The organism is Streptomyces sp. NPDC054770, from assembly GCF_053611985.1.
Genome location: NZ_JBSHBL010000007.1, coordinates 41,069 through 52,561, shown reverse-complemented (window position 1 = coordinate 52,561; position 11,493 = coordinate 41,069). Strand labels below are relative to the sequence as shown.

10 protein-coding genes are annotated in these 11,493 nt (G+C 70.7%); 2 read left to right on the top strand and 8 right to left on the bottom strand.

The annotated features are described in order from the left end of the window. Positions 1–5 precede the first annotated feature (5 nt). Positions 6–530, bottom strand: coding sequence for a hypothetical protein (locus ACWGKQ_RS09210; RefSeq protein WP_453291251.1), 525 nt, complete (start codon positions 528–530; stop codon positions 6–8). A 305-nt stretch (positions 531–835) separates the two neighbouring features. On the opposite strand from ACWGKQ_RS09210, the gene recQ reads away from it, so the two are divergent. Next, positions 836–2,839: a DNA helicase RecQ gene (recQ, locus tag ACWGKQ_RS09205; protein WP_453291250.1), complete on the top strand. Its 2,004-nt coding sequence runs from the start codon at positions 836–838 to the stop codon at positions 2,837–2,839. A 34-nt stretch (positions 2,840–2,873) separates the two neighbouring features. Here the strand turns inward: recQ and ACWGKQ_RS09200 are convergent, their stop codons facing one another. The 7 genes from ACWGKQ_RS09200 to ACWGKQ_RS09170 all read right to left on the bottom strand — a co-directional run bounded on the left by ACWGKQ_RS09200 (position 2,874) and on the right by ACWGKQ_RS09170 (position 10,569). Then, positions 2,874–5,657 (bottom strand): fumarate reductase/succinate dehydrogenase flavoprotein subunit, encoded by a 2,784-nt coding sequence (locus tag ACWGKQ_RS09200; RefSeq protein ID WP_453291249.1) that lies wholly within the window; start codon positions 5,655–5,657, stop codon positions 2,874–2,876. An 11-nt stretch (positions 5,658–5,668) separates the two neighbouring features. Next, a complete protein-coding gene (locus ACWGKQ_RS09195) occupies positions 5,669–6,439 on the bottom strand; it encodes an ABC transporter ATP-binding protein (RefSeq protein ID WP_453291248.1) in 771 nt (256 codons plus the stop codon). Beyond that, positions 6,423–7,337, bottom strand: a complete 915-nt coding sequence (locus ACWGKQ_RS09190) for an ABC transporter permease (protein WP_453291247.1) — start codon at positions 7,335–7,337, stop codon at positions 6,423–6,425. The genes ACWGKQ_RS09195 and ACWGKQ_RS09190 overlap by 17 nt, the downstream gene beginning before the upstream one ends. Continuing rightward, a complete protein-coding gene (locus ACWGKQ_RS09185) occupies positions 7,334–8,680 on the bottom strand; it encodes an ABC transporter substrate-binding protein (protein ID WP_453291246.1) in 1,347 nt (448 codons plus the stop codon). The genes ACWGKQ_RS09190 and ACWGKQ_RS09185 overlap by 4 nt, the downstream gene beginning before the upstream one ends. A 16-nt stretch (positions 8,681–8,696) precedes the next feature. Next, positions 8,697–8,924: a 4Fe-4S dicluster domain-containing protein gene (locus tag ACWGKQ_RS09180; RefSeq protein WP_010986276.1), complete on the bottom strand. Its 228-nt coding sequence runs from the start codon at positions 8,922–8,924 to the stop codon at positions 8,697–8,699. 31 nt (positions 8,925–8,955) lie between these two features. Next, entirely contained in the window at positions 8,956–9,747 is a 792-nt protein-coding gene (locus ACWGKQ_RS09175) for a GntR family transcriptional regulator (protein WP_453291245.1), read from the bottom strand. 219 nt (positions 9,748–9,966) lie between these two features. Then, a complete protein-coding gene (locus ACWGKQ_RS09170; RefSeq protein WP_453291244.1) occupies positions 9,967–10,569 on the bottom strand; it encodes a TetR/AcrR family transcriptional regulator in 603 nt (200 codons plus the stop codon). A 71-nt stretch (positions 10,570–10,640) separates the two neighbouring features. Here ACWGKQ_RS09170 and ACWGKQ_RS09165 point away from each other — a divergent pair, with 71 nt between their 5' ends. Continuing rightward, positions 10,641–11,468 carry a class I SAM-dependent methyltransferase gene (locus ACWGKQ_RS09165; RefSeq protein ID WP_453291243.1) on the top strand — a complete coding sequence of 276 codons (828 nt, stop codon included), beginning with the start codon at positions 10,641–10,643 and terminating at the stop codon, positions 11,466–11,468. Positions 11,469–11,493: the final 25 nt, after the last annotated feature.

Genomic DNA, 11,493 nt, shown 5'->3' with positions numbered 1-11,493 from the left:
CGGGGCTATGAGCAGGTCACCGTGGGGTTCCACGGCGCGAACAGACCGCTCGGATTGTCCTTCCAGATCCACGCACGCAGCGTGTACACGGACCCCCTGACACCGGGAACCGTCGTCGGCCCCTGGAACTGCTGTCCGAACAGCGTCGGCGCGGTGCTGCCGCTGCCCGCCGGCACGATCCACTCGACCGCGACCAGGGCACGGCGGCCGTCGGCGTCGGTCTCGTAGAGGAGACCCGCGGGCTCGGCCGGGTCCAGACTGCCGAGACCGGCGGCCTTGACGTAGTGGTGGCCCGCGCCTCCCTTGCCGCTCTGGGCGTCCTTGTCGCAGGTGTCATTCCGGGCGTACCCGTCCGTGACCGCGAACGGCTCGTACTGGTAGTCCGCCGTCGCCGTGTATGTCGGAGTCAGATCCGTCCACACGAACATGTCGGAACCGGGGACGGGAGCCGCGTCGGCGGGCACCGCGGCCAGAGCGAACGGCACGGCCAGCGCCAGAGCGGCGCCGGCAGTGCGGGACCTGAGAGACATCCTGATGCTCCTTGGGGCGGAAGAGGCCCGCGAGCGCGGCGCCTCCGTACATCGCGGGCCTCCCCGGTCCCGCCCGTGCAGCATGGCCCGCGCCGCTTCCGGGCCGCCACGCGAAGACCGCCAAAGGGCTGAGGACCGACCGAGGACACCGCCGGACGGACGAACCCCGCACCCGCACCCCCTCCCGGACGACCAGCCTGTGGATAACTCCGGCGCTGTCGGTCCGGACCCCTATCGTGGTGGCAGTGGTCGACGGACGACGTACGGGGGACACGACGATGGGCGGGACAGGCGGAACCGACGAGATGCCAGGGACGACCGAGACCCCGGGGGCGCAACAGACGCCCGGACCGGCGGACAGCGAGGCACTGGCCACGCTGCACCGGGTCTTCGGGTACGACGCCTTCCGGGGCGAGCAGCAAGCGATCATCGAACATGTGGTGGCGGGCGGCGACGCCGTCGTCCTCATGCCGACCGGCGGCGGCAAATCACTGTGCTACCAGATCCCCGCCCTGGTCAGACCCGGTACAGGCGTCGTGGTCTCACCACTCATCGCCCTCATGCAGGACCAGGTGGACGCCCTGCGCGCCCTCGGCGTCAACGCCGGGTTCATCAACTCCACCCAGGACTTCGACGAGCGGCGCGTGGTCGAGGCCCAGTTCCTCGCGGGCGAACTCGACCTGCTCTACCTCGCCCCCGAGCGGCTCCGCCTGGACTCCACCCTCGACCTGCTCACCCGCGGCAAGATCTCCGTCTTCGCCATCGACGAGGCGCACTGCGTCTCCCAGTGGGGCCACGACTTCCGCCCCGACTACCTCGCCCTCTCCCTCCTCGGCGAGCGCTGGCCCGACGTCCCGCGCATCGCGCTCACGGCCACCGCCACCCACGCCACCCACCAGGAGATCACCGGGCGGCTGCACATGCCGGACGCCCGGCACTTCGTGGCCAGCTTCGACCGGCCCAACATCCAGTACCGGATCGTCCCCAAGGCCGACCCCAAGAAACAGCTCCTCACCTTCCTCCGCCAGGAACACGAGGGCGACGCGGGCATCGTCTACTGCCTCTCCCGCAAGTCCGTCGAAGCAACAGCCGAATTCCTGAACCGCAACGGCATCGACGCCGTCCCCTACCACGCAGGCCTCGACGCGAGCACCCGAGCCGCCCACCAGTCCCGCTTCCTGCGCGAGGACGGCCTGGTCGTCGTCGCCACCATCGCCTTCGGCATGGGCATCGACAAACCCGACGTCCGCTTCGTCGCCCACCTCGACCTGCCCAAATCCGTCGAGGGCTACTACCAGGAAACCGGCCGCGCCGGCCGCGACAGCCTGCCCTCCACCGCCTGGATGGCCTACGGCCTCAACGACGTCATACAGCAGCGCAAACTCATCCAGTCCGGCGAGGGAGACGAGGCCTTCCGCCGCCGCGCCCAGGCCCACCTCGACTCCATGCTCGCCCTGTGCGAGACCGCCCAGTGCCGCCGCGGGCAGCTCCTGAACTACTTCGGCCAGGACCCCGACCCCGCAGGCTGCGGCAACTGCGACACGTGCCTCACCCCGCCCGAGACCTGGGACGGCACCGTCGCCGCCCAGAAAGCCCTCTCCACCGTGGTCCGGCTCCAGCGCGAACGCGGACAGAAATTCGGCGCCGTCCAGATCATCGACATCCTGCTCGGCAAGCGCACCGCCAAGGTCATACAGTTCGACCACGACCAGCTGTCCGTCTTCGGCATCGGCACCGACCTCGACGAAGGCGAATGGCGAGGCGTCGTACGGCAGCTGCTCGCCCAGGGGCTGCTCGCGGTCGAGGGCGAGTACGGCACCCTCGTGCTCACCGAGGCCAGCGGGACGGTACTGCGGCGCGAGCGGGAGGTCCCGCTGCGCAAGGAACCGAAGAAGCCGGCAGCCTCACGGACGTCCGGGAGCTCCGGGTCCTCCTCCGGCAAGAGCAAGGCGAAGGCAGCCGTGGCAGAGCTGCCCGAGGAACTGCTCCCCGCCTTCGAGGCCCTGCGCGCCTGGCGCGCCGAGCAGGCCCGCGAACAGGGCGTACCCGCCTACGTGATCTTCCACGACGCCACCCTGCGGGAGATCGTCAGCCGGTGGCCCGAGTCCGTCGCCGAACTCGCCACCATCGGCGGCGTCGGCGAGAAGAAGCTCATGACCTACGGAGAGGGCGTACTCGGAGCGCTGGCCGCCCTGAAGGCGCCACCCGCGCCGGCTCCCGCGGCCCCGGCTTCCACGGCGCCGGTGAGCCCGGAGGAGGACCACTGGCCCGAGATGGACGCGGAGCCGGAACCGGAGGACTGGATATAGGGCGGCGGCCCGCGGTGGCGGCGGGGGGAGCCGCTCACAGCCCCCTCGCCGCATACGCCCTGACATCCGCGTCCGGGTCGGCCGTGGCCGTGGCCAGCGCCGCACGGGCCTCCTCGACCCCGGCGTGCCGGGTCAGGGCGAGCACGGCAGCCTTGCGGACGTCGGCGTTCCGGTCGGCGAGTGACTTGGCGAGGGCCGGCACCGCCACCGCGGCACCGGCGGCGCCCAGCGCCCTGGCGGCACCGACCCGAACCTGCCAGGCCGGGTCGGTCAGCGCGGCTACCGCGACCTCGGCCAGGGGCGGCGGACAGCCGACGCCCACGAGGGCTTCGTAAGCCGCCCCCCGGACCAGCACATCGGCATCGCCGACGAGCACGGTCAGAGCATCCAGAACGCCGTTCTCCTCGGAGGCGGCGCCGGTGGCCCCCACTGTCCCGAGGGCCTTCGCCACCGTCACCCGTACCTCACGGGATGGGTCGGCGACGGCACGCGCCAGGGCGTCGGCGGCGTCCACCGAGACCAGCGCCCGCACCGCCTCGATCCGCACCGCCGGATCCGCGTCGGCCAGAAAACCGGCGAACAGACCGGCGTCGCCCAGGCGCAGCGCCCGCAGCACGTCGAGCGCGGTCGCCCGGACCAGCGAATCGGTCACACCGAGCGCGTCGACGAGAGCCCCGCCCAGCGCCGGCTCGGACGGAAGCGTCTCGACCAGCTCGCGCAGCGAGGCCGCGGCGACCGAACGGACCCCGGCATCGGGATCCGCGAGCGCACCGGCCAGCGCCAGCCCGACCCCCGCCGGAGCCGTCTCCGTGAGCACCGCCACGGCGGTACGGCGCACCGAGGCATCGAGGTCGGTCAAGTAGGGCTCAAGAAAAGCGAGTTCGGGCTCCTCCTCGGCGAGGGCGAGGAGCCCCAGCAGACGGGGCGAGGCCTGCTCGGCCCGGTCGGGCTCCACCGGCCGCACGGCAGCGGCCGCCACCGGACCCGGCCCCGCGGCCACCGGCGGCACGTCCCGGGCACCCGCCGTGGCCACGTCCAGCGGACGCACCTCGCCGATGTGCCGGGACGGACCGCCGACCGGGGTGAACTCCTCGACCGGCACCAGATACGGAGCCACGGGACGAGCCGTGAACTCCATCGCACCAGAGGGGGACTTGTGCAGATCGAGATGATGGAACCAGGAGACGTCGTCACGCTCGGGGTGATCGAGCCGGTCGTGGTAGAGACCCCAGCGGGACTCGGTACGGGCCAGGGAGGCACGAGCGGCCATCTCCGCACAGTCGCGGATGAAACTCACCTCGGCACAGCGCATCAGTTCGTGCGGGGTACGGGCACCCATGGCGGCGATGTCGTCCCGCATCCGCTCGAAGGACTCCAGAGCGAGGGACAACCGGGCGCCGGACTTCGGCGGGGCCACGTAGTCGTTCACGAAACGGCGCAGCTTGTACTCGACCTGGGGCTGCGGCGGGCCGTCCGGATTGCGCAGCGGACGGTAGATCAACTCGTGCGCCTCACGCACCTGGCCGGCCGGCAGCTCCCCCTCGTACGGCGAGTACTGGGCGGCGTCCGCACCAGCCAGATCGCCGAAGACGAACGCGCCGATCATGTAGTTGTGCGGGACACAGGCCAGGTCACCGGCCGCGTACAGCCGGGGGACGGTCGTCCGGGCGTGGTCGTCGACCCGGACCCCGGAGGCGGAATGCCCGCCGCACAGACCGATCTCGGAGATGTGCATCTCGACGTCATGGGTCCGGTAGTCGTGACCCCGCCCGGAGTGGAACGTGCCACGGGTGGGCCGCTCGGTGGAGTGCAGGATGGACTCCAGAGCGGAGACCGACTCCTCGGGAAGGTGGCTCAGCTTCAGGTAGACCGGACCACGGTCGGAAGCCACCTCGGCGGCGAACTCCGCCATCATCTGCCCCGACCAGTAGTCGGAGTCGACGAACCGCTCACCGTGCCGGTTGACCTGGTAACCCCCGAACGGGTTCGCGACGTACGCGCAGGCAGGCCCGTTGTAGTCCTTGATCAGGGGATTGATCTGGAAGCACTCGATCCCGGTCAGCTCCGCGCCCGCGTGGTAGGCCATGGCGTAACCGTCACCGGCATTGGTCGGATTCTCGTACGTCCCGTACAGGTATCCGGAAGCGGGCAGCCCCAGCCGTCCAGCCGCACCGGTCGCCAGAATCACCGCACCCGCGCGGACGGTGACAAAGCCCCCCGTACGGGTGTTGAACCCCGCCGCACCCACCGCGCGCCCGTCCGCCGTCAGCACGCGCACCGGCATCACCCGGTTCTCGATCCGGATCCGCTCCCGCATCTCACGACGCCGCAACTGCCGGTACAGGACCTTCTTGACATCCTTGCCTTCCGGCATCGGCAGTACGTACGAACCGGAGCGATGCACCTGGCGGACCGCGTACGCGCCATGCTCGTCCTTCTCGAACTTGACCCCGTACGACTCCAGGCGCTGGACCATGGCGAACCCACGCGTCGCCGTCTGCCGGACCGTGGACTGGTCGACGATGCCGTCATTGGCGCGGGTGATCTCGGCGACGTAGTCGTCGGGCTCGGCACGGCCCGGGACGACCGCGTTGTTGACGCCGTCCATGCCCATGGCGAGCGCCCCGGAATGACGGACGTGGGCCTTCTCCAGGAGCAGCACGTTCGCACCGCGCTCGGCGGCGGTCAGGGCGGCCATGGTGCCGGCGGTGCCACCGCCGACGACAAGGACGTCACAGGTCAGTTCCTCGGCGTCGGAGACGGCGGGAATCCCCAGGGGAGCGGGGGCAGGGGCGGGGGCGTTCGCGGGGGTGGTCACCGGGATGCCTTTCAGATGCCGAGCGAGGAGAGGACGGTACGGCGCAGGGCCACACGGGCCGGGTCGTCGAGGGCGCCACGCTCACGCGGACGCGGAACATCACGCACCGAGGCCACCCGGCCGGCGGCGAGCAGGGCCACCCGGTCACCGAGGAAGAGTGCCTCGTCCACGTCATGGGTGACGAAGACGACGGTCGCACCCGTGCCGGCCAGCACCTCGACCAGCAGGTCCTGCATGCCGGAACGGGTCTGGGCGTCCAGCGCTCCGAACGGCTCGTCCATGAGCACGGCACGCGGCGAGCCGGCCAGCGCCCGCGCCAACTGCGCCCGCTGGCGCTGCCCGCCGGACACCCGGTGCGGCAACTGCCCGGCCTGCGCGGCCAGTCCGACCCGGCCCAGCCATGACTCCGCCTGGGCACGGCGCTCGGACCGGGCGACACCCTTGATGGCGAGCGGCAGTTCGACATTGCCGCGCAGCGTGCGCCAGGGCAGCAGCGCGTCCTCCTGGAAGACCAGCGCCCGGTCGGCCGACGGCCCGGTCAACACCGTGCCGTCCTGCGACACCGTTCCGGCCAGCGGGGACAGCAGCCCCGCGAACGTCCGCAGCAACGTCGACTTGCCGCACCCCGACGGTCCGACCACGGTGAGGATCTCCCCGGACCGGACATCCAGCGCCACATCGTGCAGCACCGGGGCGTCCGGACGGCCGACCACGGCCGCACCGAGCGTCAGCCGGGCCCCGCGTGCGGCCTCCGGTGCGGCGACCTCAGACGAAGTGCTCATCGCGCGCCTCCTGGCCGGTACCGCTGCGGCCCTGCTGCTGGGCCTCGGACTGCTGCTGGGACTCGCCGTCGGCCTGCACTGCGACCGGAGCGGCGGCGACGGTGGCCACCGCGGTGCGGGGCCGACCGCCGGGCACGTACGACGTGCGGGGCAGCCAGCGGGTCAGCCACCGGCCGAGCAGTTCCACGGCCGTGGAGGTGATCCAGCCGAGCACACCGATCGTCACCATCCCCACGAACACCCCCGGGTAGTTGACGATCGTGTAGTCCTGCCAGGTGCGGTATCCGACGCCGTACTGGCCGGAGATCATCTCGGCGGAGATCACACAGATCCACGACACACCGATACCGACCGACAGCCCGCCGAAGATGCCCGGCAACGCACCCGGCAGCACGACCGAACCGAGGATCCGCCACCGGCCGCCGCCCATCGTGCGCACCACCTCCTCCCACACGGGGGTGAGGGCGCGCACCGAGTGCCGGGTGGAGACCATCACCGGGAAGAAGGCGGCGGTGCAGGTGATGAAGACGATGCCCTGCTCGTTGGAGGGGAACAGCAGGATCGCGACGGGCACGAGGGCGATCGCCGGGATCGGACGGAGCACCTCCAGGACGGGGCCGAGCAGATCCTCCGCGAGACGCGAGCGGGCCACGAGCACGCCCGTGGCCACACCCAGCACGGCCGCCAGTGCGAAACCGGTCAGGATGCGGGTGAGGCTGTCGGTGAGGTCCGTCCAGTAGTCGCCGCCGGAGACCCGGTCGGCGAAGGCGCGGGCGATGTCGGTGACCGTCGGGAACTGCGAGAAACGCAGCCACAGGTCGACCTTCAGGCTGGTCAGCAACTGCCACAGCCCCAGGGCGGCGGCCAGCGACGCCACCCGCAGGACATACCGGCTCACGACGCCCGCCGCAGCGCGTCGGCATAACTGACGACCTGCGCGCCGCCGTGCGCGTCGACGTACGCCTGCGCGGTCGCCTGCGTCACGAACGGCAGCAACTGCTCACCGTCGGCCACCCACACCGACTTGTCGGCGAACCAGAGGGTGTGGGTAGTGGCGTCGGGGACGTAGGCGGCGCGAATGTCACCGGTGTGCCTGGCGACGTAGGCCAGTAGCTCCTTGGGGGAGTCGAAGCTCGTCGTCTTCTCGGTTCCCTTCGGCCACACCTCGCTCGCCGACGCAGGCGGCGCGGCGGTGAGCCGCTTGGCGTAGTCGGAGCTGCCCAGGGCCTTCTTCACGTACTGGTCGTCGACGAACGAGTCCACGTCGACGTCACCGGTCAGTTTGGCGGCCTTGAGGACCGAGACGTCCTGCTTCAGCGCGGAGACCAGCGCGGGCTTGACGGCCGGGTCGAAGGTGGCGATGCCGTGGGCGCCGTTGTAGAGGTAGACGACCTCCGCGGGCAGGCCGGTGGCCTTGGCGACCTTCTCGGCGGCGGTCACGGGATGGGCGTTCAGGTAGTCGGTTGCCTCCGCCTGTGCCTTGAGGAAGGCCTCCAGGACGGCGGGCCGCTGCTTGGCGAAGTCCTCGCGGGCTGTGACGCCGTGGAAGGTGGGAAGGTTCAGCTGCGCGCCGTCGTATAGCGCCTTCGCCTTGCCCTGGTAGGCGAGCAGGCCCGGCCAGGCCACGAACTGCGACAGCGCGTCCACGCTGCCCGCCGACAGGGCCGAAGCTCCCACCGCGGGCTGCTGGTTGAGTTTGGAGATGCCCTTGTCCGGGTCGATCCCGGCGCGCTGCAAGGCGCGGACGAGGGTGCCGTCGGCGGCGGACCCGATGCTCGTCGAGACCTTCTTGCCCTTCAGGTCCGCCAAGGACGTCAGTTTGGAGCCGGGCGCGGTGACCACGGTGTTGAGGCCGCCGCGGAGGTTGTAGCCGGTGACGGAGACCAGGTGGGTCGGCTGGCCGAGCTGTTTGCCGCGGGCCGCGTTGAGCAGCAGCGGGAAGTCGCCCATCGAACCGATGTCGATCTTCCCGGCGGTCATCTGGGCGGTGATCGGGGCGCCCGTGGCGTAGTCCTGCCAGTCGACCTTGTAGGTGTGGCCGTTGTGGAGGGCGTTGAGCTGCTGCTCGAAGTAGCCGAGGGAGCGCAGCAGGGTGCCTGCCGTGACGGTGTTGATGGTCTTGGACTGGTAGCCGACGGTGATGGTGACCGTGTTGCCGTCGCCGGCCTGGGCGCTGCCGCCGCATGCGGAGAGCGGCAGCAGGAGGAGGGCTGCGGATGCGGCGATCGTTTTTCGCTTCATGGGAGTTCTGGGCCTCTCACCGGAGCAGATAGGGCATGTTGACCGTGACGGCTCCGGTGGGACAGCGGGCCGCACACGGGCCGCAGTACCAGCACTCGTCGACGTGCATGTAGGCCTTGCCGTTGCTCTCGTCGATGGCGAGGGAGTCCAGCGGGCACATGTCCACGCAGAGGGTGCAGCCGTCGATGCACTTCGACTCGTCGATGGTCACGGGCACGTCGGCCCGCTGGGGCGCCAAGGGCATGGCTGTCTCCAGGAAACGGGTCAGGCGGGGGTCAGAGGGTGCGGTGAAGGAGACCGCTCATGGTGATGCGGTCGCCGCGAAAGCGGATGAACTCCAGGTCGACGGGGCGGCCGTCGGCGAGGTGGGTGAGCCGTTCCAGCATCAGGACGGCCGCTCCGCGCGGGGCCTGGAGTACGGCGGCGGAGTGTGCGTCCGCGTTCACCGCCTCCAGGGTGATCTCGGCGTGGCCCAGGGGCTGTCCGGTGATCGACTCCAGGAGCCTGAAGACGTCGTTGTTCTCCAGGTCGGCGCCGAGGAGGGCGGTGCCGATGTCGAGGGGGATGTAGGTGAGGTCGAGGGAGAGGGGGAGGCCGTTCAGACGGCGCAGGCGTTCGATGTAGAGGACGTCGGAGCCGGGTGGGACGCGGAGGCGTTCGGCGACGGGAGTGGGTGCCGGGGCGGGGCCCATGGTGCGGACCTCGTTGGTGACCTGGCCGTGTTCGCGGAGGGTTTCCGCGAGGCCCATCAGGCGGTCGAGCCCGTGCGGGTACTTGCGGGCGACGACCACGGTGCCCACGCCAGGCAGCCGGTCCACCAGCCCCTCCGCCCGCAGCAGGTCCAGGGCCTGGCGGACGGTGTTGCGCGTGGCGCGGTAGTCGTCGGCGAGGGTGGATTCGTGTGGGAGGCCGCCGCCCGGGAAGGCGCCGGTGAGGATTTGGTGACGCAGGAGGTCGGCGAGCTGCCGGGCCTGGTCCGCACGCAGGCGGCGACGCGTCCGGTGGGCGGCGACCGTGGTCGCGGCGCCCTGACCGGAGTGGTCTCGGATGCGGTCGGCGGCTGGCATGGCTGGAACCATACCGATGGGGTAGGGAATGGGGTGTTGCGGAAATGTTGCGCCACTTGAGGGTCTCTCCGGTACGCCGTTGAGCTGGGCTTTTGCGGCGACGTGCGGAAGATCTGCCACCAGTGTGGCGGTCCCTGCGGGGCGTGCTCCAGCACCCCAGCAGTACAGCCGGTCGTCCCGAGTGTCGACGCACGATCGCCTGTCGACACGCAGGGGTCTCTAGGCCGGTCGTCGCTGCACGGCGTCGGCGATGACCGCTGTCACGAGCTTGTTGACGGCTGCCGTGGTCGGCGGGCCGGGGTCGCGGTCTGCGAACAGGAGATGCCCGCCACCGACCAGGGAGAGGGTGAGTGAGTCGATGTCGGCGTCGGCCGCGATGCGGCCCAGTTCACGCTCGTCGGCCAGATAGGCGGAGACCGCCGTTGTGGCCTGGGCGAGGATCGCGATGCCGCCTCCGGGCCTGGCTTGCCGCAGCCGTGCGCGCAGCTCGTCCCGGAAGGTGATGAGCGGGATGATTGCCACCGGAATCGGTCCGAACAGGGTGGTCAGCGCGCTGGTGAGGTTGTCGGCCACGGTGCCGGTGCCGGCGGACTCGCGCAGCGCACTCGCCTGTATCTCGAGCTGCGCGGCCCGGTCGAGCACGAGGTCGGTGAGGAAGGCGTCGAAGTCGGAGAAGTGCCGGTGCAGGACGCCTTTGGCGCAGCCCGCCTCGTCGGTGACGGCCCGGCTGGTCAGTCCGTTCGGCCCGTCCCGCAGAAGCACGCGTTCGGCAGCGTCGAACAGCTGCTGCCGGGCGTCGTGAAGGTGCACCCCAGTCGGCACTCGCAGGTCCTTTCGTGCATCAACTGCTGGCATCCGTTGTCGAGTGGGCATGCGCCCACTAAGGTGGGCGCATGCCCACCTTACCGCGAGAGCAACCAGAACCTTCCCCGGCGGAACCGCATAAGGCCCGGCAAATAGCGGAGTCGTTCGGCGCGGACGTCCAACGCTACGACCGGGCCCGGCCCGGCTACCCCGATACGCTGGTGAGGCGGATCCTCGCCGGAAGCCCCGGATCTGACGTACTCGACGTCGGCTGCGGTACCGGCATCGCGGCCCGCCAGTTCCAGGCCGTCGGCTGCACCGTGCTCGGTATCGAGCCCGATGCGCGGATGGCCGACTACGCGCGCGCCCGTGGCCTGCAGGTCGAGGTGGCGACCTTCGAAGCCTGGCGGCCGGTCGGCCGGACATTCGACGCGGTCATAGCCGCCCAGTCCTGGCACTGGGTGGATCCGGTCGCCGGCGCCATGAAGGCGGCACATGTGCTGCGTCCGGAGGGACGGCTGGCGATCTTCGGGCACGTGTACGAGCCGCCGACCGAGGTGGCCGAAGCGTTCGCGGCTGCCTTCCGGCGGGCGGCGCCCGACTCCCCGTTCAACGGCCAACCGGCCCGACGCCCGCTCGACCTCTACCAGGCGGCATACGCGAAGTTCGCCGACAAGATCCGGGAGACCGCGCGGTTCAAGGATCCCGAACAGTGGCGATTCGACTGGGAGCTGTCCTACACGCGCGACCAATGGCTGGATCTGCTGCCCACCACCGGCGCCCTCACCCAGCTCCGCCCCGATCAACTGGCCGAGGTGCTGGATGCGGTCGGTAGCGCCATCGACTCCCTGGGAGGACGCTTCACGATGAGCTACACCACCCTGGCTGCGACCGCCGTACGCGACGGCGCCTCCTGAGTCCGTCGGCCAAGTCGACGCCAAC